Source organism: Candidatus Mycalebacterium sp., assembly GCF_977828045.1.
In genome coordinates this window covers 17632-42299 of the sequence record NZ_CDWCUL010000009.1, presented here as the reverse complement: position 1 = coordinate 42299, position 24668 = coordinate 17632, and the positions used below count along the sequence as shown (strand labels likewise).

Sequence of the window (24668 nt, the reverse complement as noted above, 5' to 3'; positions counted from 1 at the left end):
GGTTTGACTTGTTTCGTGTTTTCGTTATAATCGCAACCCTGTAATTCTTATGAAAACTTACATTGAAAAGACCAACACGGGCGAGAGAAAGTGGCGCGTTGTTAACGCTGACGGGAAAACTCTCGGACGGCTCGCGACAAAGCTCGCCACAATTCTGCGCGGCAAGGACAAACCTGAATTTACTCCTCATGCGGACACGGGCGATTTTGTTGTTGTGGTCAATGCGGACAAGGTTCACATGACCGGCAACAAACTCTCAGACAAAATGTATTACCGCCATACGGGCTACCCGGGCGGCTTGAAATCGGCTTCGGCAAAAACCCTGTCCGAGACAAAACCCGAAGAGATTTTGAAAAAAGCGGTTTGGGGAATGCTCCCGAAAAACAAATCGCAGAAAAAACTGATTGGAAGACTCAAAGTGTATGCCGGAGAGTCTCATCCGCACGCCGCTCAAAACCCCAGCCCGGCGGAGTTGTAATTTCATACGGTAAAAAGCAATGGCTGCAAACGAAACAAACATTTTTAACGGAACGGGAAGAAGAAAAAACTCGGTCGCGTCCGTGTGGGTGAAACCCGGTTCGGGGAAAATCACGGTCAATAAAAAGGACGTTGAGCAATACTTTCCGCGCCGCACATGGCAAATAAAAGTGAACGAACCGCTTGAGATAACAAACTCGGCGGGGCAGTTTGATGTGTCGGTCAATGTAAAAGGCGGCGGGCTGACCGGGCAGGCGGGCTCAATAAGCCACGGGCTTTCCAGGGCTCTTTTGAAATATGACGAGACTTTGAGAAAAAAATTGAAATCCGCCGGGCTTTTGAGACGTGACTCAAGAATGGTGGAAAGCAAAAAATACGGCAGAAAAAAGGCGCGGCGCGGACAGCAGTTCTCAAAGAGGTAATATTCTTGCCCCCTAAAAAGACTCCCAAAACCGGAAAAGGGAGAAAAATTTCCTCCCCCGAAGGAAAACTCGGCGTTCTTCTTCCGGGTATCAGCGGAGCGGTAAGCACAACATTCATAGTGGGAGTTGAGTCTTTCAACAAAGGCGTGGGCGAACCCATCGGCTCACTTACTCAGATGGGAACCATACGGCTGGGCAAGCGTACGGCGCACAAAAGCCCTAAAATAAAAGATCTTTTTCCGCTCACGGATTGCAAAAATCTGGTTTTCGGCGGCTGGGACATATCAGATGAAAGCTGCCGTGACGCGGCAATCAGGTCGGGTGTTCTCAATATGCCGACTCTTGACGAAGTGAAAGCTGAGACCGGCGATATAAGACCGATGAAAGCGGTTTTTAACAAAAAATATGTCAAAAATCTTTCCGGCACCCATGTAAAGAAAGGAAAAACAAAGATGGATCTTGCCGGGCAGTTGATTGACGACATCGCGAAATTCAAAAAACAAAACAGCTTGAAACGCGCCGTTATGGTGTGGTGCGGAAGCACTGAAACCTACATAAAACCGTCCGCCGTTCACGGTTCCGTGTCAAAGTTTGAAAAGGGGCTCAAAAGCAACCATCCGGACATCGCGCCAAGCATGATTTACGCCTATGCGGCGATAAAGTCGGGAGTTCCCTATGCCAATGGAGCGCCGAACCTTTCGGCGGACATTCCCGCGCTTCTTGATCTTGCGAAAAAGCACAAAGTTCCAGTCTGCGGAAAAGACTTCAAAACCGGTCAAACGCTGATGAAAACCATTATCGCTCCGGGGCTGAAAGCCAGAATGCTGGGCTTGAACGGCTGGTTTTCAACAAACATTCTCGGCAACAGAGACGGCGAAGTGCTTGACGACCCCGGCTCGTTCAAAACGAAAGAGGAAAGTAAATTGAGCGTGCTTGAATACATCCTGCAGCCCGAAAATCACCCCGAACTCTACTCTAACTACTACCACAAGGTGAGAATCAACTACTATCCGCCGCGCGGAGACGAAAAAGAGGCGTGGGACAACATAGACATCTTCGGGTGGCTGGGCTATCCGATGCAGATAAAAATCAACTTTCTGTGCCGCGACAGCATTCTCGCCGCTCCGGTTGTGCTTGACCTTGTGATGTTTTTGGACCTCGCGCAAAGGGCGGGAATGAGCGGAATTCAGGAATGGCTTTCGTTCTACTTCAAAAGCCCGATGGTCGCCCCGGGACTTTACCCCGAACACGATGTTTTCATTCAACTTACCAAACTGAAAAACACCCTCCGCCACATAGCCGGCGAAGAGCAGATTACGCATCTGGGTCTTGAATACTACGAGGAGTAGGTTTCTCAGAAGATTGTTTACTGCCCGTCCGAAACTAAAATTCCCAACCCAACATTAAAAACTTCCCCAGATGAGAGCCCTTCGCTCTCATGAGCGCTAAAAGTAATACCAACAGAAGGAGCAAACCATAATTTAGATAGAAAGCTTTCTTTTTCGTCTGAAAAACGAAAAGCCACTGCTAAATCAGATGATATATTCCCGTAGGAATAAATGCTTACATTTGCATAAGAATATGAAATGCTTGGAATGACAGAGAGTAATCTGCCGCTTTTCACCTCAACCCCCACATCAAACCCAACACCAAATCCGCCCTCTTCTAATCCTGAAATAGGGTTTTTCAAATAAGCTAAATCAACACTTATATAAGGATCTACTTTTGTCTCAGGACTAAAGTGGAAAAGAGCATCTGCCCCAAAACCGTAAAACCTGGATGATTCATCATCACTTCTTTTAATTTCATATCCCCCACCTATTCCCAAATTTAGATTCTCATGAATTTGAAATGATAAGTCGTAAGATTGAAAACCTGTTTTATCATCAGAATCAAATAAAATTGAAGTATTACCCCCAAAAAGAACCGAACTGTTTAACAATCCTTTGTGATAACTTGTGTTTTGAGTCGTTTCGGCGTTAGCCGATATTGATAGAAAAAACGATAAAGTGAGAACAAAGAAAAATTTTCTCATTTTTAACCTCCGTTAGTTTGGACTTTCCCGGCTTTAAGGCGCTGGGCCTTGTCCACACCAAACAGAGGTTTGAAGTGTCCCCGCTTATTCCCCAGCGCGGGGGATCAATCCCACGCCGTAGTCGGGTCTTTTATTCAGCAGGAGACCCAACTAAGGATCTCCTCTGTTCAGTATGGACGGGATACTGTAAATCACAAAAGAAAGATTGACAAGTCAATTTTGGTGAATGAGAGAAAAGGGTTTCTGAAAATCCCTCAATTACGCATAAAACTGTAAAGGTGCTCTCCGATTGCGGAGTTTTTGAGTTTGTTAAGCGAGTGTTTTTCAATCTGCCGGATTCTTTCACGGGTTAGATTAAATTTCTTTCCTATCTCATCAAGGGTTGAAGTGCCGTTCTGGTCTATGCCGAAGCGCAGTTTGATTATCTCCTCTTCCCTCTCATTGAGATGCTGTTTGAGTGCCTCGCGCAGTTTCTCCGCGAGCGCCTTTTTCGCGATGACAAAATCAGGAATTGAGTCCCCCTGGTCGGGAACGGAATCAAGCAGTGTGGCGTTTTTGCCCTCTAAAATCGGAGTGTCCAGACTCACCGCGTCGTTTGTGGAGTTCAAAATCCTTTTAACAACCTCAACCGTTATGCCGGATTCAAGCGATATTTCCTCAGGCGTGGGTTTTCTGTCCGTGGTTTTGGACAGCTTGGCGACCGTTTTATACACGCGGTTTGCCTGTTCAAGCAGATAGACAGGCACCTTAATTGTTCTGGTCTGCCCCTGAAGCGCCCTGAGAATTGCCTGATGTATCCACCACGAGGCGTATGTTGAAAACTTGTATCCCTTTGTGTGGTCAAACCTCTCAACGGCGCGCATAAGACCGAGGTTGCCCTCCTGAATCAAATCGGGCAGGGAAAGCCCCCTGTTTGTGTATCTCCTTGATATCGTTATGACAAGCCGCAGGTTCGCTTTGACGAACTTCTGCTTCATGCGCTGCGCTTTTTTCTCCTGCGAAATCCGCGCGAGTTTCCGCAACACCTCTATGCGCCTTTCGTATTCCAATTTTTTGCCGGAACTTCTCGCCATCACACTCTTTTTTTCCAGTCGCTCAATTCTGGTGGGAACGGCGTATTTCTTTTCCTCATTTCTGTATTTCCGGTCTGTGTCCTCGGCAACCGCCTCGTATTTTTTTATCTTGGACGATATTTCAACTTCCTGTTTTGCCGTGAACAGGTCTTCCGAAGACATGTCCTTAAAATAAACATAGAGAAGCCTCATATGTTCGTCCGGATTGAACTCACCTTTTTTCTTTTTCGCGTTTGACGCCTCAACAAAATCCTGAGGCGGAGGCGGTTCAGGAAAATCCGAGTCGGTTGAAGTAACTAAGGATTCTTCGGAAGACTCAACGCCTGTTTCTTTTCCGTTTTTGGAAATCTGTTTTTTTTCTTTTGTTGCCATAAACCACTCTCAAGTCCGCCAAAACGGACAAGGAAAATTAAAGGCCGCTAAACCTTTTTATGCCGCAGAAAAGTTCTTTTCCACCTGTTTCCAGTTGACGACGTTCCACCACGCCTTGATGTAGTCCGGACGCCTGTTCTGATAGTTCAGATAGTAGGCATGCTCCCAGACATCAAGCCCCAGAATTGGAGTGAGTCCGTCTGACATGGGGTTGTCCTGATTGGGTGTTGAAGTAACAACAAGTTTGCCGGAATCCACGCAGAGCCACGCCCAGCCGCTTCCGAAACGGGTTGTTCCCGCCGCCGCGAACGCCTCTTTGAAGGCGTCAAAACCCCCGAAAGCCGCATCTATGGATTCGGCGAGTTTTCCTGACGGAGCGCCTTCGCCGTCCGGCGACATGCAGGTCCAGAAAAACGTGTGATTGACATACCCACCGCCGTTGTTTCTCACGGCCCCCCTGATGTCTTCGGGAACGGAGCTCAAATCCTTTATGAGGTCCTCCGCACTTTTGTCTCCCAGTTCGGGGTGTTTTTCCAGTGCGGCGTTCAGATTTGTAATATAGGTGTTATGGTGCTTGGAATGATGTATTTCCATCGTCCGCGCGTCAATGTGCGGCTCCAAAGCGTCATAGCCATACGGCAGTTCAGGTAAAGTGTGCGCCATCTCTATCTCCTTGGTATCAATGCGAAAAATAGGTTTCGCCTCTCACCACGAAGCGCATTATATCACAAAACTTTTCAACATTAAAGTGAAATTCACGGCAGTGGGAATTCCGGAGAAAAACTAACCGTCGCGGCGGGTTTCAAGAAGGTCGGGAATGAGCCCGCCCAGCTTGATTCTGAGGCTTTGATCCCCTTTTACCGCTTTGTGAAAATCGCTTATAACCACGCCGCCCGCCCAGATTATGTCGCCCTTACAGGTGAAGATCGGCAGTCTGCTTCTCAGGAAGGACGGGATTTTTCTCTCCGCAAAAACGGATTTGAGTTTTTTCGTGCCGTTCATTCCAAGCGGAAAGGTTCTGTCTCCGGGCCTGAAATTCCTGACTTCAATGGGAAATCCGGTTTTTTCAAGAGAGAAATGCCCCACTTCGCTCCTTCCCCAGAGCGAGGTGTCGGAGGTTTTTTCAAAAAACGCTCTGGTTCCGCCCGGAAGGTCTTTCGCCCCTTCGCCGTTGACCGTCAGGTTGTAGTCGTCCGCCGCGCCGGGGCGGGGAACAAGGCAGAAAAAACCGTAACTTTTCTCCATAACCGCGCCACGCGGAAGACTCACCGCTCCGGACCGCACAGGGGACATCAAAAGCGCGTCCATCTCTTCAAGGTGCAAAAACTCCAGTCTCTCCAGCCCACCCGTTGCCGCCGCGTAAGCCGTCCTTAAAAGTTCCGACCTGACCGCCCCGTGAACCGTGCGAAATTTGCGAACCGAACCGGCAAGCAAGCTGTCTGTGCCGGCGCGGGAAAACACTTGCGGAAAAACCCCGGCGGCTTGCAGGGATATGTAAGCGGACTGCCGCCCCGCCGTGTCGGCAAGGCGGTTGAGCGCGTTTTTTATTTGCGGATTGAAGGTTTCAAGCAACGGAAGCAGCTGTTTCCTCACGCGGTTTCTCGTAAAAATCGTCAAATCGTTGCTGCTGTCTTCAACCCATTTTTCGCCTGCGTCCGTGAGATAGTTGATGACTTCTTCGCGGGAAACGTTGATGAGGGGTCTGATAAGATTTTCTGAACGCGGCTTGATTGAGGAGATGCCGAAAGTTCCGCTTCCGCGAATCATCCTCATCAAAACCGTCTCCGCCCTGTCGTCCGCGGTGTGAGCGGTCGCGATTCTTTCCGCACCCGTTTTTTCGCAAACCCCGGTGAAAAACTCATATCTGAGTTTGCGCGCGGCGCTCTCTATTGAAAGCTTCGTCTGTTTTGAAAACGCTTCGGTATCGCATGAGCTCACCTCAAACCGCAATCCCAGTTTTTCGCAAAGACGTGAAACAAACTCCTCGTCCCGCTCGGACTCCCGCCCGCGCAAACGGTGATTGAAATGGCAGACGACAATTTCGGGCGCGTTTTCTTCAAGGCGCGCGAGCGCATGAACAAGCGCGACCGAATCCGCTCCCCCGGAAACCCCGGCGATCACCTTCATCGCGGGGCGCGGAAACATATCAAACTCTTTGAGAGTCGCCGTTAGTTTTTCTTGTAAACTCACCCTTTTGACGAAGAGGAAAGCCCCCCGGAGATAATCACGTTAAAAGCCTGCTCAACGGAAAGGGGGATTTCCCTGACTCTGGACTCCGGAACCATCATATAGAAACCGCTTGTGGGATTCGGCGTTGTCGGCACAAAAATGTTCACAAGTGTTTCATCAAGCACGTTATGCGCCTCACCGGGCTTCATTCTGCCCATCACAAAACCGATTGAATAGATGCCTTCCTTTGGGTACTCAAACATCACAACCCCTTTATCCGCCTGATTTGAACGGCCGAGAAGTGTATTCAAAATCTGCTTTGAGGCGTTGTAGGCGGTTCTGATAATTGGAATGGAAAGAATTATGGACTCTATAAAACTGACCAGGCGATTGCCGACTATATTTCTCACCACATATCCGGTGACCAGAACGAAAATCACCGCGCCGGAAATCCCTATTGAGAAAGAGATTAATTTCACAACCCATGCCGGAAAATGCGTGGTCGGCAACCAGTATTCGAGAGCCATTGAAGGCACGGCGCTGACGAGCGAATAGAACCAGCCCGAAATTATGTAGACAAAAAATAGCGCGAGCCCGAATGGAACAATTACCGCAAGCCCCGTTAAAAAAGCGTTTCTGAGGGAGTTAAAAAAGCTCATATCAGTCCGTTTTGGAGTTCGCCCGCGCCCGCAAAATCCTGCTGGGCTTGAAAACAACGTCGTTTCTCGGAGGGATGATCACCTCTTCGCCGGTCGCGGGATTTCTGCCTTTTTTGGATTTTCTCTTTTTCACATGCAGGCTGCCGAAACGCGGCAGTTTTACGGAATTGCCCTCTTTCAGGGCTTTTTTCACGGTTTTAAAAAAGTAGTCCACAATGTCGGCGGACTCCCTTTTTGAAAGCCCGAGATTTGAGTGAATTGAGTCCGCCATATTTTTTTTCGTCACGGCCATGGCTTCACCTGATTTGAGCACCGAAAAGGTCTCCCAGAGCACTGGTGGCTTTTTTGCAAACCGAATTAGCCTCTTCGTCAGTAAGGGTTTTTTCCGATGAGCGCAAAAGCATTGAAATACCCACGCTTTTCATATCCTCTCCGACTGATTTGTCTTCAAAAAGGTCAAAAATCCACACGCGCTCAACAAGCGGGCTCACCCCTTTTACGCCCGATATTACGTTGCCGATTTCCAAATCCTTTTTCACAAGAAACGCCAAATCGCGCCTGAGCGAAGGGAACTTGGGCAAAGGTGAAAAAACCACCTCGCCGCCGCTGTTACAAGAATAAAGTTTTTCAAGACTCAGTTCAAGCGCAACTGCGCCCGCAATTTCAAACGCGCGGGCGGTGTCGGGATGAATCTCACCAATGTCGCCAATTTCCGTTTCACCCGCGAAAATCCGCGCGCTTTTGCCCGGATGAAAATGCTTTTTGTTCGAACCCGGCTTGAATTCCACCGAAAAGAGAAAATTCTCATCGCCGCCCGCGAAAATCTTCAGGGCTTTTTCAAGCAGCCCCTTCATATCAAAGAAATCAAAGCCACCGCTTTTCCACAAATCCGGCACGCCTTCTCCCGCCGCAACCGCGGCAAAAGACCCTTCCTCTTCAGGCAATTCTCCGTTGCTTTTCGGGAAAAACACCTTGCCCTCCTCAAAAAGCCGCACATCCGCGCACTGCCTTGAAAGGTTGAATTTGAGGTTTCTCATAAGCCCTGCAAGCAGGGTCGTCCTCATCGCCGACATCTCGTTTGAAATGGGATTGCTAATTTCAAGCGCGTCCGCGGAATCAAAAATCCGTAAAAGTTCGGGGTTCTCAAAACCGTAGTTCACCGCTTCGCAAAAGCCGGAGAGGAGAAAAACATTTTTTATCGCATTTTCCCGGCCGGCGCGCCCGCGCACTTTTTGTGCCGTTACGGCTATGCTGGGCTCGGTCTGCGGTATGGCGTTGTATCCGATAAGGCGCGCCATTTCCTCAAAAATATCGGCCGCGCGCGAAACATCGGGCCTGAAAGCGGGAACCTTCACGCTGAGCCCTTCCGCACCGGATTTTGAAACCTCAAAACCCAAAGAGGCAAGAAGCTGCTCCGTTTTGTCCGCGGGCAAAGAGGTTCCGAGAGTTTTCCACATTTTTTCAAGAGAGACTTCCACCTCGCGCGGCTCTATTTTAATTGAGCAAACATCGGAAAATCCGTATGCTTCGGAGCCGCCCGCAACCTTATTTATTATCTCTGCGGCGCGTTTGAGCGCGGCGGGCGGGGCGGTGGGGTCAACCCCTCTTTCAAACCTGTATGACGCCTCGGACGACAGTTTAAGCCGTTTGGAAGTCCGCCTCACTTGCGAGGAATTGAAGCATGCGGCTTCAATCAGTATGTTCTTTGTCGCTTTGTTCACGCCGGAATCCTCTCCGCCTGTCACTCCCGCGATTGCCACCGGCCTGTTCGCGTCCGCTATGACAAGGTCTTCAGTGCCAAGATCGTATTTTTCCGAATCAAGCGCCTTTATTGATTCGCCCTCCCGCGCCTGCCTTACGGTCAACCCGTTCTTTATGCGGTCTGCGTCAAAGGCGTGAAGGGGCTGTCCGGATTCAAGAAGAACGAGGTTTGTAACATCAACAATGTTGTTGACGGGCCTGATTCCGCAGGCGGAAAGGCGGGCCCTGAGCCACAGCGGAGAGGGCGCGACTCTGACACCGTCCACACGGACACAACAGTAGCGCGGACAACCGTCTTTGTTCTCAACGCTCACTTTGACGGCGCCTGTTTTGTCTATTCCGTCCGCAACGCTTGCGAGAGAGGGCGGAATTTTCAAAGCCCCGCCAGTCGCCACCGCTATTTCGCGCGCGATGCCTATGACGCTCAGGCAGTCGGGGCGGTTTGGCGTAACGGCAATCTCAAGAGCGGTGTCCTCAACGCCCGGAATATCGGCGAGCAGTGTTCCCGGGGCAACGGAATCCCGCAGTATCATAATCCCGTCCGATTTGACCGGAGAAAGCCCAATCTCCTGTTCACTACAAAGCATCCCGCCCGATTCGCTCCCGCGTATTTTAGTGCGCTTGATTGTCATTCCTTCCGGGTTCGCGGCGGTTTGAGGCAGTTCCGCGCCCGGAAGTGCGAGGACGACCATGTCGTCCGCTTTCATGTTTGACGCCCCGCAGACAATTTCATGAGATGCCCCGCCGTCCGTAACGGAGCACAGAAGCAGGCGGTCGGCGTTGGGGTGCGGACGGACTTCCTCCACCCGCGCGGCAACAATTTTATCGTGGACAAGCGGAGTGATTGAGTCCACTTCAAGACCCGCCATTGTGAGCATCTCTCCGAGTTCAAAAGGGGAAAAGTCAAAATTAACGTATTCTTTCAGCCATTTTACAGTTGCTTTCATTGAAAAACCGCCCGCTAAAAACGGTATCATTGTAAAATCAGTTCTTACATAAATCAAACCGCCGCCCTGCCGCTTATGAAAAAAACGTCTTCCCCAAACCGTCTCGCGCTCCGCATAGCGGAAGAGATAAAAAAACGCGGTGCGATTACTTTTGAGAGATTTACCGAGTATGCCCTCTATGATGAGGAGGACGGATACTACCAAAACGGAAAGGCGGAAATAGGAAAAAAGGGGGATTTTTACACAAGCCCGGCGGCGCATCGGGCTTTCGGGGAGACTCTCGCACGGGTTGTCAGTGGTTTGAAAAACAAAATCGCGCCCGGTGCGGAGGAAAAAATAACCGTTCTGGAAACCGGCGGTGCGAGCGGTGTTCTCGCGTTTGATATTCTGGACGCTCTTGCAAGAACTGACCCCGAAACTTACGGCACGGTTGAATATCTGCTACTTGACCGCTGCGAGACGGGGAAATGCGCCGTTTCGGGCGCTCATACAAACTTCCGTAGAATAAAAAGCTTTGCCGATGCAGGTCATATAATGGGAATTATCCTTTCAAATGAGTTATTTGACGCGATTCCGTTTCATCGGCTTGTGTTCAGAGGCGGGAAAATGCGGGAGATTTTTGTCTCTATGGGGAAAGACGGATTTACCCAAACTGAGGGTGCGCCTTCAAGCACGGATTTACTGAAATACTTCGATCGGTTCGGCGGTGCGGCGGAAATGGGGTTTGCCGAGGGGCAACGGTTTGAAATACGCCCCGCAGCGGCAAAACTGCTGAAACAGATGGCCGATACGCTTGGCAGAGGCGTGATTTTGACCATAGATTACGGCTTCCGGGCGGGCGAACTGTTCAGTCCGGACAGGGAGAGTGGAACTTTCAAGTGCGTTTCGGACCACAAAATCAACGAATCTCCATATGAAAACATCGGACATCAGGACATAACGGCGCATGTTGACTTTGAAAACCTTGAAAAAGCCGGAGAGGTGTCAGGTCTTGCAACACTTAAATACACAACACAGGGACAATTTCTTGTTGACTGGGGAATAATGGATGTCGCCGCGCAAAATCCGGACGAAATCCCAGCCATCAAAAACCTTTTCATGCCCGGAATGATGGGAGATGCTTTCAGGGTTCTGATGCAGGCAAAGAACGCGCCGGAGCTCGCACGGGGGTTTTACCCCGAAAGCCCGTTCAGGATTTCATTCGGGGTGGAGTGAGGGAACTTGACACTCCCTCTTCTGCCGTTAGAGTAAATCCCATCTTCAAAGTGTGAGGTTCACAAATGAGCGACTCAATTTACAAAAGCAACATCGGGCCCGAAATGGGCAAATTCAAAGAGGCAAATCCGGAAATGCTTGATGCATGGATGGCATATCACGACAGTGTTTTTACCGATGCCGCGCTTTCAACGAAGGAAAAACAGCTGATTGCGCTCGCGGTCGCGCATATCACCTCCTGCCCTTACTGCATAAGGTCGCGCACCACCGCTTCGCTCAAAGCCGGAGCGACCGACAAAGAGATTGTTGAGGTGATTTACGTAGCGATGCGGCTCGCCATGGGAGCGCCCTATGCTTTTTCAAGCATAGCGTTTGAGGCTTGGGACCACATTGAACAGAAGGTTAATCTCGGTGAAGGGCATTTTTTCAAGAAAAACATCATGAACGAAATCAACACCTTCAAAGAGCAAAGCGGAGACATCAAGGAGCCGTTTGAAGCATTTCATGAAAAAACCTTTGAAGACGGCGCGCTCACGAAGAAATTCAAGCGCGGAATCGTCGCTCTCGCCTGTGCTCTTGTAACAAAATGCCCTTACTGCATAAGGTCATGCGTCAGAGATGGAAAAGCCGAAGGCGTGAACTCTCAGGAAATAGCGGAAACCGTTAACGTCTCAATGGTTATGGCGGCAGGCGCGTGCTGGGCACATTCGTCCATAGCGATGGAAACAATCGCAAAAGCGGCAAAATAACCGTTTCTCCACCGCCTTTTGACACAACCCGGCAAAACAGCGACAGCGGCGGAAGATACCATATCCGCAATCTCCACACCGCCCGGCAAAGGCGGAATATGTGTTATCCGAATAAGCGGCAAACGCTCACTCGCGGTAATCCGCGAGATTTTTATGTTTCACGGGAAACATAGGAACTTTGAACCGCGCTTAATGTATGCCGGAAACATCGTTGACCCTGCGGATAAAACCGTTGTGGACAGCGCGATGTGCGTTTTTATGAAAGCGCCTAATTCATACACCGGAGAGGACTCGGCGGAAATTCACTGCCACGGCGGAACCGCATGTTCAGAGAAGATAATGGAACTCACTCTGAAACACGGATGCAGACCCGCCGGACCCGGAGAATTCACACAGAGGGCGTTTCTTAACGGCAAAATGGATCTCGCGCAAGCGCAGGCGGTTGCGGACATCATAAATGCTCAAACCGAACTGGGACTCCGGCAGGCGGGGCTTCAACTGGCCGGAGGGTTGTCCGGGCGGATAAATGATTCTAAAACCCGGCTTCTTAACCTGCTCGCGGAGATTGAAGCGCGAATAGACTTCCCCGAAGAGGAAACAGGTGAAGCGGCGGCGGAAAACCTGAAAAAAGCGGCTGAGAGCATACATAAAAGTCTCCGTTCCCTGCTTTCCACATACACTACGGGCAGCCTTATACGTGAAGGTGCGGGAGTTACCATAGTCGGCAAGCCCAATGTGGGTAAATCCAGTCTTATGAATTCCCTGCTCGGCAGAGAACGTGCCATAACAAGCCCCGAACCGGGAACAACGAGGGACTACATTGAAGAGCAAATCTCCATCAAAGGCATAACAGTACGACTCACAGACACGGCGGGAATGAGAGACGCCCGGAGCTCGGCGGAAAGAGCCGGGATTGAAATGGCTCAAGACAAAGCGCTTGGCGCGGACTTGCAGATTCTTGTGCTCGACGGAAGTGAAACGCCCTCCGATGAAGATGTGAAAATGGTTGAAAACGCGCCCGAAAACACCGTTCTCGCAATCAACAAGGTGGATTTGCGGCAAGAAGGCGATTTTAAAACGGTTTGCGGCGTGTTTGGTGAGAAAAAGACCGTTCACACATCGGCAAAAACGGGTGAAGGTGTTGAAAAACTGAAAGAAACAATAAGAAAAACACTTATGGAAAACACCGGAGCCGTTGAAAGCAATGAAGCGGCTCTGACGGGCATACGCCAAAAACAGGCGGTTGAAACTGCGCTTGAAGCCATAAACACTTTCCTTATTCTTCTTGAACAGAAAGAATCGCCGGAAATACTGTCAATCAAGGTCAAAGAAGCGATGGACTCACTCGGCGAAATAACCGGCGAAACTACGACCGAAGAGATGCTCGGGGTCATTTTCGGAAAATTCTGCATAGGAAAGTAACTTTCCAATGTTTCACGGGAAACATTTCTCTATTACTTCAAAACCGTTCTTCAAAACCGCTCATTTTTCTTGATTGAAGAAGATGGAAATCAAACAGTTTTCCACAATTTTTGAAAAACTTTCCACATTATATCCACACAATTGTGGAAAGGGGCAAGGGTCAGGTCTTGCTTTCTACCATTGAAACGCCTTATATAACAGGGTTTTCAGGTGGTTATAAGAGTTATCTACGGATGTGGAAAAATTAAGGGTCAAGTCTTGAAAGCTGATTTTTTCCACAGGATTTATCCCCGAAACGGAATTTGTAGCAAAAACGAAATCCGCTTGAGCCAAATCTTCCGGACGCAGACGGGATTCAGACACGGAAAACCCGTTTCGGGCGGCTATGTCCATCAAAACGCCTCTTGTGATACCGGGAAGTATCCCGCAGTCCGCAGGAGGGGTGAAAAGTCCGTTTTTTTGTCCCCAAAAGATGTTGCGGCATGTTGTTTCGGCAACACAGCCGTCCGGAGAGGAAAAAAGAGCGTCATCAAAGCCATTTTCACGCGCCTCTCTCATTGCCACAACATTTTCAAGATAGTTGAGGGATTTTATTCCGGCAATCGGGGAACTATTTCTTGAATATCCGTTAAAAACTATTTTCAGGGAAATATCCGCCAGGTCGTCCGTTATTTCACTTATGGAAATTACGGTTTGAAAATCATCCGGCTCAGAAAAAAAAGGTGCGAAAGAACCTCCGGAAATAAGACAAACCTTAACAGCACAATCGGAAAAACCGCTTTTTTTTTACGCATTCCTTAATTTCTTTAATTATTTTTTTACCATCCGGAGCGGGCATTTTAAGCGTAAGCGCGCCGCGCGTAATTCTTTCAATATGTTTTTGCAGGAAAACGGGAGGTGATTGTTTCCACCTCATTGTTTCAAAAACTCCGTCTCCGTAAAAAACCCCTCTGGGGAAAATTCCGTTAATATCGGAGACCTGTTTTCTTTTAATGTAAATGCGCTGATTTTTCATAAAAACTTTTTAAACATTCATTGCCGTCGCGCTTCTTAACGCTTTGAGTTTTAGAGCGGTTTCTTCAAGCTCTTTTTCGGGGTTTGAATCCCATACAATTCCCGCTCCGCTCCAACAAACCGCCCCGTGCGGAAAAAATTGCAGGCATCTTATTGAAACACTCAGACGAAAATCACCGTTTGGATAAAAAATTCCCGCCGCGCCGCAATAAGGCCCGCGTGAATGCTCTTCAAGAGAATCGATGATTTCAAGGGCTTTTGTTTTCGGCGCGCCCGTTACCGAGCCGGGTGGAAAAGTTTTCTTAATTATTTCCGAAACGGAAAGATTTTTTTTAAGCATTCCCTCCACTTCGGATTCCATGTGAAAAAGGGTTTTATACGGTTTTACATGAAAAATTTCCCGGGTTTTAACGGTTGACGGAACACATATTCTGCTTAAATCATTTCTCATAAGATCCGTTATCATCAATATTTCCGCTTTTTCCTTTTCGTTGGCGGCAAGCGCTTCGCGCAAACGGCAATCCTCTTCGGGATTTTCTCCTCTTTTTATTGTCCCCTTTATGGGACGTGAAACAATTTTGTCACCGGTTTTTTCAAGAAACAATTCCATTGAACCGCTCAGGAATTGAAAACACCCGAAATCCATATAAACCGCGAACGGAACCGGCTGAGAGTCAAAAAAGTTCAGAAAAAATTTCAGGGGGTTTTCCTTCGGGGAAAATTCCCACGCCTCGGATATGTTCACCTGATATACGTCACCTTTTTTTATATGTGATTTTATTTTATTCACATTTTCAAGAAAACGCCTTCCGCGCAAATTTAAATCGGAAGGGAAACCGCACGGGGATTTTTCACTGCCGTGAATAAAAGGCGCCTCCGCGGCGGAAACCTTATCCGCGTGTCTGACCACTTCGGGACGGTAAAAATGAAAACTCAAAAGCGGCACATCAAAAGCGCCGGGTTTTTTGCGCATTTTTCCGGCAAGACGGCGTCCATCGTCGGTTTTTTCCAAGTATTTATACGAAAAAAACCCGACCGCGAAATATCCTTCGGCGGTTTTTTTTTCTATTTCAGAAATCGGGTCGCCTTTTATTTGACGGCTTGTTTTTCCGTCTGAAATAACAGCGCCGGAAATGCCCGATGAAAGCGTGAAGTCCGGCTTTGAAAAAGTCATGCTTCCGCCCGAAGTGTTTCCAAGCCAGCCACCTCCGGAGTCAAGAAGCAGGGCGGACGGAAATTCATCTCCGGTCGGCATGGTTTGGGAACCGCCTAATCGGTCTTGTTCACGGAATCCCTGAGAATTTCGGCGACATCCTTTATGTTGATCTCTTCGGATTTACCCCTGAATTTAGCCGCGTCCTCAAACATTGTGTTGCAGAAATAACAAGCTGTCGCCAGAGTGTCGGGTTTCAGTTCTTCGGCTTCGTCAAACCTGTTCCAGTTAACCCTCGGCGTTTCTTCTTCCATCCAAATCTTTCCGCCGCCCGCGCCGCAGCAGAAACTGTCGCGTTTTGAGCGTTTCATCTCAACAAGGTCAATGCCCGATATGGATTTCAAAATCTCCCGTGGGGAGTCGTAAATCTTGTTGTATCTGCCTAAGTAGCAGGAGTCGTGGTATGTGATTCTCTCAGAAACCTCTCCCTTCGGGGTGAGTTTGCCCTGTTTTACAAGCTCAAGCAGAAAATCGGTGTGGTGAACCACCTCGTACTCGCCGCCAAACTGTGGATATTCGTTCTTTATGGTGTTGAAGCAGTGCGGGCAGTTGGTAAGTATCTTTTTTACCTTCAAATCGTTCATCGTTTCAATATTTTGACTGGCAAGCTCCTGATAGAGCGCCTCCTCGCCGAGCCGTCTGGCGGGGTCGCCGCTACATGTCTCCGAAGGTCCCATAACGGCGAAATCCACGCCCGCCTTCACGAGAAGGTCCACAACGGCTTGCGAAACCTGCTGTCCGCGCGGGTCAAACGCGCCGAAACAGCCCATCCAGTAAACAACATCAACGGGTTCGGCGCTTTCAAGGTCTTTTCCGAGAACGCGCACGCCTTCCATTCCGGAAAGCCACGTCGCCCTGTCCGCTCCGTCAAAGCCCCATGGATTGCCGTGAGTTTGAAGTTTCTGCAAAGTCCGGGCCGCGGGGCCCGTAAGTTTTCCTTCAAGGGTCAGGTACCTGCGCATATCAACAATTTTGCCCATCTGGTCTATGAACAGCGGACACTGCTCAACACACGCATTGCAGGTTGTGCAAGCCCACAGTTCATCGGGGGTTATCCACTCTGTGGACGCAAGTTCCGCCCCTTCACCGGCGGCGAGCTTGCCGTCCACAACGTCCTGCCCCTCACTTGAAAGATTGTGCCGGAGTTTCACGACAATATCGCGCGGGGAAAGCACTTTCTCCGTGTTCCACGCCGGGCAGTTGTCCGTGCATCTGCCGCATTCGGTGCAGGTGTAGGAGTCCATCAAATCTTTCCAGCTAAAATCCTCAATTTTGCCCGCGCCGAAGTGGTCAATGTCTTCGGGAATGTTCTCAAAATCTATCTTGGGAAGCGCGCCGCGCGGGTTGAGATTTTGAAAGAAAACATTGAGCGCGGCTGTGAAAACATGGCTGTGCTTCGAGTAGGGCAGGTAGTTGAGGAAGCCGAGAAGGATCAGAACATGGAACCACCAGAAAAACTCGCGCCAGAACACCAGGCTGCTTCCGGACATTGTGGCGAAAAGCCCTGCGAAAAGCGATGAAACCGGCAAAAACTCTGCGGGCGCGCCGCCAAGCGCAATTCTCGCTCCGGTGTAGAGGAACGCCGTCATCACAAGCCCGAAGATAAGCCCCAGAACAACCACCGCATCAGGCCCGTTCACCTCTCTTTTTTTGCCAAAAGTGAGGCGGTTCGTAACCCCCATGCACAGTGCCAGAATCACAAGCGCCTGAGTTATGTCCAGAACATATTCGTAGTAGTCATGCCCGATTCCGGGAATGAGTTTGAATCCGGTTTCGGGAAAGAAAAGCCCGCTCACGAAAATCTCAAAAGTGCCGATGGAGATAATAATAAATCCCCAGAAAATCATAAAATGCTCAATTCCCGCAAAGGTGTAGTTCTGCCACAGCCGCCGTTGTCCGAAAACATAGATAAAAACGCGTTTTATGCGCTCGCCGATTTGGTCAAACCGGTTGTCTTCTTTCTTTCCGAGCCGTAAAAGGCGTATTAGGTTGTAGATGTTGTAAAAGAAAAAGCCGAAAGAGGCGACAAGAACAACTGTCATTATCAGCGGTTTCATAACTTACTCCGCAGGCGGACTCGCCGCGAACTGAAAGACTATATTAAAGAGGCGGCGTGAAAGGTCAAGAATGGGAAACTGGTTGAAACCGCGAGGGCGGTTTTTTATAATGGTCGCCGTGAACCGAAGTCGAAGACCCCTTGTCGGGTCTTCTGCTGAATAAAAGACCCGATTGCTTGCGGGATTGATCCCCCGCAATTCGGGAAATAAGTGGGAAACTAAAGCTATGGCAGTTATACAACTCCGGCATTTGACACTTCCGACAAAACTTTGGAAACTTTAATCGGGCAATACAATGAAACGGAACTCACAGCCACCCTCAAAGACTTCGGCGTCATCAGGCGCTCCCTCTCCGAACTCACCGAAAGGGAAGGCGCGCACCTCGCAAACCCACGAACCCGCACTATTGAGCAAGTCCGAGCAGGACTCGCTAATACAAGCAAGGGACAAAGTGATAGGTATGGTGCCGGGGGTGAGCCGAGTCAAGTAAAAGAGGACTCCGCCCTTCAAACCTTTTCACGCCACCGCAGATAGACACTTCTATACGGGAAACAGGTCGGATTTTGCAATCTTTGCAAGGTTCACTTTCTCAATGTTAATCTGACGATAGACCACATTGTCCCGCAGGCAAAAGGCGGTCTTGACGATGACGAAAATCTGCAACTGCTTTGTCAGAGATGCAACAGCATTAAAGGAACGCGAACAATGCAGGAGGCAAAAGTCCGCTACAACGGTCAGAAAAACTAAACCCCGTCCCTAATCCTTTCTTCTTTCCTGCTCCTGCGCCACCTGAGGCGGTTAAGAGCGTTCACAAACGCCTTCGCGCTTGCGACTATTATGTCCGTGTCTGAACCCCTGCCGCGCGAGAAAACCCCGGCGTCTTCATCGGCAATGCGAACCGTAACCTCGCCCTGCGCGTCCGTGCCGCCGGTTATGGCGGAAATTCTGTAACTCTCCAGTTTCGGAAACTCCCCGGTCGCCTCTTTTATCGCCTTGTAAGCCGCGTCAACCGGACCGCCGCCCGTGTCTGTACCGGAAATCTCCTTTCCGTCCGCAAGAAGTTTCACAGTCGCCCCCGCAGTTGTGCTTGAACCTCCCGTGAACTCCACATCAACAAACTCGTAGTAGTCGGACCCGCCCATAAACTCCTCGCTTATGAGCGCCTCAATGTCTTCGTCAAAAACGTATTTCTTTTTGTCGGCGAGGTTTTTGAACTTCACAAACGCCTCTTCAAACTGATTTTCATCAAGATCGTATCCGAACTCATCAAGACGGTCTTTGAACGCGTGCCGCCCCGAATGTTTGCCCAGAATAATGGAGTTAGAGGATATGCCCACATCTTCGGGCTTCATAATCTCATAGGTGATTCTGTCGCTCAAAACTCCCGCCTGGTGTATGCCCGCCTCGTGAGCGAAAGCGTTGGCGCCCACAACAGCCTTGTTCGGCTGAACCGCCACGCCCGTAACCTGCGAAACAACCTTGCTTGACGGGTATATCTGCTCGGTTGAAATACCTGTTTTATAAGGATTTTTGTCACCCCTGACCTTTATTGCCATGACGATTTCTTCAAGCGAGGCGTTTCCGGCTCTTTCTCCGAGCCCGTTTATTGTGCATTCCACCTGACGCGCCCCGGCGGCAACCGCGGCAAGCGAGTTCGCGACCGCGAGCCCCAAATCGTTGTGGCAGTGGACGCTCAAAATTATATCGTCAACCCCTTCAACATTTTCCCTTACCCGTCTGATTATTCCGGTGAACTCTTCGGGCACCGTGTAGCCGACCGTGTCGGGAATGTTGATTGTGGACGCGCCCGCTTTTATGGCGAGAGAGACCACTTCGCAGAGATAATCGATATCGGTTCGTGTGGCGTCTTCGCACGAAAACTCAACATTGGAGGTGAATTTGCGCGCGTAGGCAACCGAATCCGAGGCGATTTGCGCGACTTCGGCGCGCGATCTCCTGAGCTTGTGTTTCAGATGAATGTCCGAAGTGGCGATGAAGGTGTGAATTCTGGGGTTTTCCGCTTTTTTCACCGCTTCCCAGCCACGGTCTATGTCGCCTTTGGAGGCTCTGCACAGAGCGGCAATTTCGCAACCGCGCACATTTTCCGCAATTTGGCGCACGGAGAGAAAATCCTCCTCCGAAGAGATGGGAAAGCCCGCCTCTATAACATCAACTCCCAGCCGCCGAAGCTGAAAGGCGACCCGCAGTTTCTCCGAAGCAGTCATTCCGCATCCGGGCGCCTGCTCGCCGTCCCTGAGGGTGGTGTCAAAAATCTTCACATAGTCATCGGGCATTGTTTTATCTCTTTTGGGCGCAAATTGGCTGGGGGACTGGGATTCGAACCCAGACTAGCGGTTCCAGAGACCGCTGTACTGCCGTTATACTATCCCCCACCTTGGCGCGGGTTAATACTACATAAATCGCCGTCAATTTGAACAGTTTTGCGGAAGGAAGTAAAATCCACCCGATTAAAGATTCCGGAAAACTTATGATTAAACCTCTTATTCGCACGGCGGCCGTGGCGGCGTTTTTATTTGCCGCGCTTGTTCCGGCTTGCGAAGCGCAAATCTCCGCGCGTACGGACGCGGTGAAAAAACTCCGGACGGCCCATGAAGCCGCAAACAGAACAGGCGGCTCTGAAAAAGCGCTTTTACTGCTCTACAATCTGGAAAACGAAATCCCCGAACTCAAAGAGTATGTTTTTTTCATCAGGGGGAACGCTCTGGCCAAATTGGGCAACCCTCTTGCGGCGGATATGTATAGAATCGCGGCGGAACTCAAAACGCTCAAACACGATGCTCTTAAAAAACAGGCGGAAACGCTTGAAACAAAAGGGCTTTTAGTTGAAGCGGAAAAGATTTACAACACGCTTTTTGATTCCAAAACCACAACGGGCAAAGGGTTTTACCTGAAAAAAATCGCGGAATTAGCGGAAAAAAACGGCCGCGCGGACACTGCGGCGCAAGCATGGAAAACGCTTTGGAGAGACTATCCGGCAAGCGTTTATGCGAAGGCGGCGGCGGAAAAAATCTCTCCTTCCGAACAAGACCGCATCCGCAGAGCGGACACACTGTTTGATCTTAAAAAATGCGCGAGCGCCGTGGCGGCTTACGCGACTCTGCCGGAAACGGAGGAAAGAAACACCAGGCGCGCCATATGCCTGCGTAAAACCGCGAGGAAAAACGGGAAGATATTGAAAAAAGCGCTTTCGGTTCTCGGCGGGTCAAAATCCGCTCACGCGGCGTATGTCAAAGGGACGGTTCTTGAAGCGATGGCGAAAATCCGGCGGGGGAAATCGGGAGAGAAAAAAGCCCTCCGCAAAGCACAAGCCGCTTTCAGGTCGGCAAGTAAATTGTTTCCGCAGACCGAATGGGCGGGGAAAGCCCTCGTAAAAGAGCAGAAAATCGCTCTGAAAATCGGCAAAACGGGCAGGGCGGAAAAGATTTACGCTCTGGTAAAACAGTCGCATCCGCAAAACCGTGTGGAGGCGGCCTGGAACCTTGGCTGGGATTATTACAAAAAGGGGAAATACCTCAAAGCCGTGCGCGTTTTCGCGGAAAACGACAGAAAAGAAAAATCCTTTCTCGCGGGGCAGTTCGTGTACTGGAGGGCGAGGGCTCTTGAAAAAACAGGCGCGCGGGACGAGGCGGAACGGTTTTTTCTCGAAGCCGCCGGGAGCGGGCTCAGTTATTACTCTTTTCTTGCCGGGGAAAAAATCGGAAAAAAAAGCGCCCATCGCCGCAACGGTTTTAATATCTTCAAAAAACCCAACCCGCCGCCCGCGATAAAAAGAGCGCGGATTCTGCTTGAAGCGGGCATGGAGAAATGGGCGGAAAAAGAAGCGCTGTCCGTGGGGAAAAGAAATCCCGAAGCGGCGTGCGAAATTCTTGCCGCCGTGCGAAAGTTCAATTCGTGCATAAAACTCATCGGAAGCAATCCGCCGCCGGGAAGAATACGGCTCGCTTTTCCGAGAGGGTTTGACGATGAGGTAAAAAAGTTTTCGTCAAAATACGGGCTTGACGAAAATCTTGTCTATTCTCTCATACGCGAGGAAAGCAGGTTCAAAACGGACGCCGTCTCGCACGCGGACGCATTCGGGCTGATGCAACTCATAATGCCCACCGCGAAAGAGATGGCGCAGAGCGCCGGAGAGGGGGAAATCACGCGTGAAAAACTTCTCCTGCCGGAAGTGAACATCAATCTCGGCTCGCGCTATCTGCATTTGATGTTGAAAAAATTCGGCGGCGACACCGTTGCCGCGCTTAGTGCCTACAACGCGGGACCGACAAGGGTGACGCGGTGGAGAAACGGCGCGCTCAAAGGTCTTGAACAAGACGAGTTCACCGAAGAAATTCCGTTTGACGAAACCAGAAACTACGTGAGGCGCATATTCAGAAGTTACAGCGCTTACGGAATGGTTTACGAAGACGGCTGAAAACCGGCGAAATTGCGCAGGATTTTCAAGCCCGCATCCGAACTTTTTTCAGGGTGAAACTGGCAGGCGAAAACATTGTCTTTTTCCACCGCGGCCGTGAACTCACTTCCGTAAGAGACTTTTGCGGCGATGATCGACGAATCTCCCGGCTCAACATAAAACGAGTGGGCGAAGTAAAACCAACTTTGGTCGGAAACGCCGCTGAAAAGCCCGTCGCCGGACAACGACACGCGGTTCCAGCCCATGTGCGGCACTTTGAGTTCAGGGGATGTGCGCAAACCCTTCACACCGCCTTTGAAAACACCGAGCCCCGTTTCGCCGGGACTTTCATCGCTGTTCTCAAAAAGGATTTGAAGCCCGAGGCACATCCCCAGATAGGGTTTGCCTCCGTTTATGAAATCGCGCAAAGCGGATGCGGCTCCGGATTTTTCAATCTCTCTCGCGCAGTCGCCGAAAGAGGCGACTCCGGGAACGACAATCCTTTCCGCTTGCGATATTTCACGGGGGGTGGAAATTGCCTTTACGTTGAAGCCGAGAAATTTGAAAGCGCTCAGAACGCTTCGCTGATTGCCCGCCCCATAGTCAAAAACGGCTATTTCGCGAGCCCGCCCGGGGCTCATAAAGCACCTTTTGTGGAGGGAACGCCGGTGTAGCGCCCGTCAATCGCGGTCGCAAGGTCAAACGAGCGTCCGCACGATTTGAACATTGCTTCAATGTTGTGGTGCAGGTTGTCGCCGCTTTGGAGACGGATGTGGAGGTTGCATCCCGCATTGTTTGAGAGGGATTTGAAAAACTCGCGCGCAAGCTCCGAGTCAAAATCACCCACTTTGGACTTGGGCATTTTGGCGTCAAAAACAAGACACGGTCTGCCGCTTATGTCCACGGCGGAAAAAACAAGCGTGTCTTCAAAAGGCACAAAAGAGTGCGCGAAGCGGACTATGCGATTTTTCTCGCCGAGCGCCTCCTTGAAAGCGCTTCCGAGCGTAATGCCCACGTCTTCAACCGTGTGATGAAAATCAACCTCAGTGTCGCCGAGGGCTTTGATTTTGAGGTCAAAACAGCCGTGTCGCGCGAACTGGCTGAGCATGTGGTCAAAAAACGGTATGCCGGTCGCGATGTCAAATTTTCCCGAGCCGTCAACATTCAAATCAACGCTGACTTTCACTTCGGTGGTTTTTCTCTCAACCTTCGCTTTTCTGGATTTGGGTGGCATAAGACGTTTTTCCAAGACTATCACAACAACCCGTTTTCAACAAAACTGTAATGATCGTGCGAGCACACAATCAAGTGGTCAACAAGCCGTATATCAAGCGATTTACAGATTCCCACCATTTCCTCCGTGAGATCCTTGTCGCTGTCGGACGGCTGCGGGTGACCGCTCGGGTGATTGTGGACAATGATGATGCCTGAACATTTTTCTATATTAATCGCCTTTTTTACTATATCTCTTATGTTCATATTCACGCTCGCAACCCCACCTTCGGACACAACCTCATGTTCAATAAACTGATTTTTAGTGTTCACGAAAACCACAAGCATAAACTCGTTGCTTTCGCGCCCTATTCTGGATTTGCAGAAATCCACGACCGCCTGCGGAGAGGTAAGATAGTCCTCTTTTTCAATCCGTGTCTCCATATAGCGCCAGTTGATTTCCCTGACAAGCCGTATGAAAGCGGCGGTTGAACCGCCTATGTCGGCAACTTTTTTGAGCTCGGACGGCGAGGCGTCCAAAACGGCTGAGAGCGTGCCGAAGGTTTTAAGCAGTTTTTTCGCCGTGGGTTTTACATCGCTACGGGGAATTGAATAGGTCAGAAGCAACTCCAGCGCCTCATAATCAGCAAACGCGGACAGCCCCTCTTTGAGAAACTTTTTCCTGATACGCTCCCTGTGACCGGCGTAGTGCGGGTTGCTCGGCTGGCGGCTCATGTGGCGTTAGTCTAACTTGCCGTGTGGAAAAAAAACCATTTTTCAGTAGTGTTTGTGAAATGAAAGCCGTTGTTGTTCCGGTAAAAAGATTTTCAGCCGCGAATGAAAGACTTTGCGAAGTCCTGTCGCCGTCCGAGCGCAAGGGGCTCGCGCGCGTGATGCTTGAGGACGTTCTGTCAAATGTGGCGCGGTGCGAATGTGCGGACGGGGTTTTTCTTGTAACCGCCGAACCGGACGCCATGAGCATGGGGCGCGGATTTGGAATGGAGATAATCACCGAGCGGGACCAGCAGAGCGAAAGCTTGTCGGTTGATTTCGCGATGAAAAAATGTTTCGCGGCGGGCGTGGATTCCGTTCTTGTGGTTCCGGGAGACATACCCGCGGCGCAGGCGTGGGAGTTTGACGCCGTGCTTGAAAAAGATGACGGGGGAAACCGTATTATCATCGTTCCCTCGCGGGACGGAACGGGCACAAACGCGCTTTTCATGAGCCCCCCGGGCGTGCTGTCTCCGCATTTCGGTGAAAACAGTTTTCCGCGCCACAGGGAGATGGCTCTGCGGCTGGGGCTGGAGTTTTCCTCATTAGCACTCGGCGGCATAGGGCTTGACATTGACGCGCCGGAGGATCTGGAAATTTTTATGAGCGGAAACGGCACGAGAACTCACGACTACCTGTGCAAACTGGGCTTCGGGAAAACGGAGAAAACCGCATAGGCAATCCGG

Annotated in this window: 23 protein-coding genes, 1 tRNA gene and 1 pseudogene; 9 read left to right on the top strand and 16 right to left on the bottom strand. The window is 50.2% G+C overall.

Annotation, left to right across the window (positions count from 1 at the left end; all coding sequences use genetic code 11):
* The first annotated feature begins 49 nt into the window (after positions 1-49).
* From rplM to ACY430_RS01985, 3 genes are read left to right on the top strand one after another with little or no spacing between them, the layout of a single operon-like run.
* Positions 50-478, top strand: a complete 429-nt coding sequence (gene rplM / locus ACY430_RS01995) for a 50S ribosomal protein L13 (RefSeq protein WP_462137233.1) — start codon at positions 50-52, stop codon at positions 476-478.
* Between the two features lie 19 nt (positions 479-497).
* Positions 498-899, top strand: coding sequence for a 30S ribosomal protein S9 (gene rpsI / locus ACY430_RS01990; protein WP_462137232.1), 402 nt, complete (start codon positions 498-500; stop codon positions 897-899).
* A gap of 5 nt (positions 900-904) precedes the next feature.
* Positions 905-2248, top strand: coding sequence for an inositol-3-phosphate synthase (locus ACY430_RS01985; RefSeq protein ID WP_462137231.1), 1344 nt, complete (start codon positions 905-907; stop codon positions 2246-2248).
* A gap of 17 nt (positions 2249-2265) precedes the next feature.
* On the opposite strand, the gene ACY430_RS01980 is transcribed toward ACY430_RS01985, so the two are convergent.
* From ACY430_RS01980 to pheT, 7 genes are all read right to left on the bottom strand, one after another.
* Positions 2266-2934: an outer membrane beta-barrel protein gene (locus ACY430_RS01980; RefSeq protein WP_462137230.1), complete on the bottom strand. Its 669-nt coding sequence runs from the start codon at positions 2932-2934 to the stop codon at positions 2266-2268.
* A gap of 254 nt (positions 2935-3188) precedes the next feature.
* Positions 3189-4379, bottom strand: coding sequence for a sigma-70 family RNA polymerase sigma factor (locus ACY430_RS01975; RefSeq protein ID WP_462137229.1), 1191 nt, complete (start codon positions 4377-4379; stop codon positions 3189-3191).
* A 57-nt stretch (positions 4380-4436) separates the two neighbouring features.
* On the bottom strand, positions 4437-5042 hold the full coding sequence (locus ACY430_RS01970) for a superoxide dismutase (RefSeq protein ID WP_462137228.1): 606 nt from the start codon (positions 5040-5042) through the stop codon (positions 4437-4439).
* 120 nt (positions 5043-5162) lie between these two features.
* Complete coding sequence (gene tilS / locus ACY430_RS01965) at positions 5163-6569, bottom strand: tRNA lysidine(34) synthetase TilS (protein WP_462137227.1); 1407 nt, start codon at positions 6567-6569, stop codon at positions 5163-5165.
* Positions 6566-7207: a DUF502 domain-containing protein gene (locus ACY430_RS01960; protein ID WP_462137226.1), complete on the bottom strand. Its 642-nt coding sequence runs from the start codon at positions 7205-7207 to the stop codon at positions 6566-6568. The genes tilS and ACY430_RS01960 overlap by 4 nt, the downstream gene beginning before the upstream one ends.
* 1 nt (position 7208) lies before the next feature.
* A complete protein-coding gene (locus ACY430_RS01955) occupies positions 7209-7493 on the bottom strand; it encodes an integration host factor subunit alpha (protein ID WP_462137225.1) in 285 nt (94 codons plus the stop codon).
* A gap of 10 nt (positions 7494-7503) precedes the next feature.
* Positions 7504-9915 carry a phenylalanine--tRNA ligase subunit beta gene (gene pheT / locus ACY430_RS01950; protein ID WP_462137224.1) on the bottom strand — a complete coding sequence of 804 codons (2412 nt, stop codon included), beginning with the start codon at positions 9913-9915 and terminating at the stop codon, positions 7504-7506.
* 75 nt (positions 9916-9990) lie between these two features.
* Between pheT and ACY430_RS01945 the strand changes: the two genes are divergently transcribed.
* The 3 genes from ACY430_RS01945 to mnmE all read left to right on the top strand — a co-directional run bounded on the left by ACY430_RS01945 (position 9991) and on the right by mnmE (position 13301).
* On the top strand, positions 9991-11130 hold the full coding sequence (locus ACY430_RS01945; protein WP_462137223.1) for a class I SAM-dependent methyltransferase: 1140 nt from the start codon (positions 9991-9993) through the stop codon (positions 11128-11130).
* A 65-nt stretch (positions 11131-11195) separates the two neighbouring features.
* Positions 11196-11879 (top strand): carboxymuconolactone decarboxylase family protein, encoded by a 684-nt coding sequence (locus tag ACY430_RS01940; protein ID WP_462137222.1) that lies wholly within the window; start codon positions 11196-11198, stop codon positions 11877-11879.
* A gap of 18 nt (positions 11880-11897) precedes the next feature.
* The gene (gene mnmE / locus ACY430_RS01935) at positions 11898-13301 is read left to right on the top strand and encodes a tRNA uridine-5-carboxymethylaminomethyl(34) synthesis GTPase MnmE (protein WP_462137221.1); all 1404 of its coding nucleotides are present in this window, start codon (positions 11898-11900) and stop codon (positions 13299-13301) included.
* 174 nt (positions 13302-13475) lie between these two features.
* Here mnmE and ACY430_RS01930 read toward each other — a convergent pair whose 3' ends face one another.
* The 4 genes from ACY430_RS01930 to ACY430_RS01915 are packed head-to-tail and all read right to left on the bottom strand — an operon-like array spanning position 13476 to position 17585.
* The gene (locus tag ACY430_RS01930) at positions 13476-14045 is read right to left on the bottom strand and encodes an aminotransferase class IV (RefSeq protein ID WP_462137245.1); all 570 of its coding nucleotides are present in this window, start codon (positions 14043-14045) and stop codon (positions 13476-13478) included.
* 10 nt (positions 14046-14055) lie between these two features.
* On the bottom strand, positions 14056-14316 hold the full coding sequence (locus tag ACY430_RS01925; RefSeq protein ID WP_462137220.1) for an aminotransferase class IV: 261 nt from the start codon (positions 14314-14316) through the stop codon (positions 14056-14058).
* A gap of 9 nt (positions 14317-14325) precedes the next feature.
* Complete coding sequence (locus ACY430_RS01920) at positions 14326-15570, bottom strand: anthranilate synthase component I family protein (protein WP_462137219.1); 1245 nt, start codon at positions 15568-15570, stop codon at positions 14326-14328.
* A 14-nt stretch (positions 15571-15584) separates the two neighbouring features.
* On the bottom strand, positions 15585-17585 hold the full coding sequence (locus ACY430_RS01915; protein WP_462137218.1) for a heterodisulfide reductase-related iron-sulfur binding cluster: 2001 nt from the start codon (positions 17583-17585) through the stop codon (positions 15585-15587).
* Between the two features lie 576 nt (positions 17586-18161).
* On the opposite strand from ACY430_RS01915, the pseudogene ACY430_RS01910 reads away from it, so the two are divergent.
* A pseudogene (locus tag ACY430_RS01910) lies at positions 18162-18332 on the top strand (HNH endonuclease); the annotation flags it as partial.
* Here the strand turns inward: ACY430_RS01910 and ACY430_RS01905 are convergent.
* Positions 18329-19879 (bottom strand): 2-isopropylmalate synthase, encoded by a 1551-nt coding sequence (locus ACY430_RS01905; RefSeq protein ID WP_462137217.1) that lies wholly within the window; start codon positions 19877-19879, stop codon positions 18329-18331. The pseudogene ACY430_RS01910 and the gene ACY430_RS01905 overlap by 4 nt on opposite strands.
* 25 nt (positions 19880-19904) lie before the next feature.
* Positions 19905-19978 (bottom strand) — tRNA-Gln (locus tag ACY430_RS01900).
* A gap of 38 nt (positions 19979-20016) precedes the next feature.
* On the opposite strand from ACY430_RS01900, the gene ACY430_RS01895 reads away from it, so the two are divergent.
* Positions 20017-22020, top strand: coding sequence for a lytic transglycosylase domain-containing protein (locus ACY430_RS01895; protein ID WP_462137216.1), 2004 nt, complete (start codon positions 20017-20019; stop codon positions 22018-22020).
* On the opposite strand, the gene hisH is transcribed toward ACY430_RS01895, so the two are convergent.
* Genes hisH through radC form a run of 3 tightly spaced genes read right to left on the bottom strand, consistent with a single transcriptional unit; the run spans position 22005 to position 23946 of the window.
* Positions 22005-22640, bottom strand: coding sequence for an imidazole glycerol phosphate synthase subunit HisH (gene hisH, locus ACY430_RS01890; RefSeq protein WP_462137215.1), 636 nt, complete (start codon positions 22638-22640; stop codon positions 22005-22007). The two genes, ACY430_RS01895 and hisH, sit on opposite strands and share 16 nt — an antisense overlap.
* Entirely contained in the window at positions 22637-23233 is a 597-nt protein-coding gene (gene hisB / locus ACY430_RS01885; protein WP_462137214.1) for an imidazoleglycerol-phosphate dehydratase HisB, read from the bottom strand. The genes hisH and hisB overlap by 4 nt, the downstream gene beginning before the upstream one ends.
* Before the next feature lie 20 nt (positions 23234-23253).
* Positions 23254-23946 carry a RadC family protein gene (gene radC, locus ACY430_RS01880; protein WP_462137213.1) on the bottom strand — a complete coding sequence of 231 codons (693 nt, stop codon included), beginning with the start codon at positions 23944-23946 and terminating at the stop codon, positions 23254-23256.
* A 59-nt stretch (positions 23947-24005) separates the two neighbouring features.
* On the opposite strand from radC, the gene cofC reads away from it, so the two are divergent.
* Complete coding sequence (gene cofC / locus ACY430_RS01875; RefSeq protein WP_462137212.1) at positions 24006-24659, top strand: 2-phospho-L-lactate guanylyltransferase; 654 nt, start codon at positions 24006-24008, stop codon at positions 24657-24659.
* Positions 24660-24668 lie beyond the last annotated feature (9 nt).

What these genes read in the sequence shown, in the direction of transcription:
- pheT (WP_462137224.1), bottom strand. Translation starts at nt 9,915, where the DNA reads ATGAAAGCAACTGTAAAATGGCTGAAAGAATACGTTAATTTTGACTTT.
- ACY430_RS01960 (WP_462137226.1), bottom strand. Translation starts at nt 7,207, where the DNA reads ATGAGCTTTTTTAACTCCCTCAGAAACGCTTTTTTAACGGGGCTTGCG.
- ACY430_RS01925 (WP_462137220.1), bottom strand. Translation starts at nt 14,316, where the DNA reads ATGAAAAATCAGCGCATTTACATTAAAAGAAAACAGGTCTCCGATATT.
- ACY430_RS01945 (WP_462137223.1), top strand. Translation starts at nt 9,991, where the DNA reads ATGAAAAAAACGTCTTCCCCAAACCGTCTCGCGCTCCGCATAGCGGAA.
- ACY430_RS01905 (WP_462137217.1), bottom strand. Translation starts at nt 19,879, where the DNA reads ATGCCCGATGACTATGTGAAGATTTTTGACACCACCCTCAGGGACGGC.
- rpsI (WP_462137232.1), top strand. Translation starts at nt 498, where the DNA reads ATGGCTGCAAACGAAACAAACATTTTTAACGGAACGGGAAGAAGAAAA.
- ACY430_RS01920 (WP_462137219.1), bottom strand. Translation starts at nt 15,570, where the DNA reads ATGCCGACCGGAGATGAATTTCCGTCCGCCCTGCTTCTTGACTCCGGA.
- hisB (WP_462137214.1), bottom strand. Translation starts at nt 23,233, where the DNA reads ATGCCACCCAAATCCAGAAAAGCGAAGGTTGAGAGAAAAACCACCGAA.
- hisH (WP_462137215.1), bottom strand. Translation starts at nt 22,640, where the DNA reads ATGAGCCCCGGGCGGGCTCGCGAAATAGCCGTTTTTGACTATGGGGCG.
- ACY430_RS01975 (WP_462137229.1), bottom strand. Translation starts at nt 4,379, where the DNA reads ATGGCAACAAAAGAAAAAAAACAGATTTCCAAAAACGGAAAAGAAACA.
- ACY430_RS01980 (WP_462137230.1), bottom strand. Translation starts at nt 2,934, where the DNA reads ATGAGAAAATTTTTCTTTGTTCTCACTTTATCGTTTTTTCTATCAATA.
- rplM (WP_462137233.1), top strand. Translation starts at nt 50, where the DNA reads ATGAAAACTTACATTGAAAAGACCAACACGGGCGAGAGAAAGTGGCGC.
- ACY430_RS01915 (WP_462137218.1), bottom strand. Translation starts at nt 17,585, where the DNA reads ATGAAACCGCTGATAATGACAGTTGTTCTTGTCGCCTCTTTCGGCTTT.
- ACY430_RS01940 (WP_462137222.1), top strand. Translation starts at nt 11,196, where the DNA reads ATGAGCGACTCAATTTACAAAAGCAACATCGGGCCCGAAATGGGCAAA.
- radC (WP_462137213.1), bottom strand. Translation starts at nt 23,946, where the DNA reads ATGAGCCGCCAGCCGAGCAACCCGCACTACGCCGGTCACAGGGAGCGT.
- cofC (WP_462137212.1), top strand. Translation starts at nt 24,006, where the DNA reads ATGAAAGCCGTTGTTGTTCCGGTAAAAAGATTTTCAGCCGCGAATGAA.
- ACY430_RS01970 (WP_462137228.1), bottom strand. Translation starts at nt 5,042, where the DNA reads ATGGCGCACACTTTACCTGAACTGCCGTATGGCTATGACGCTTTGGAG.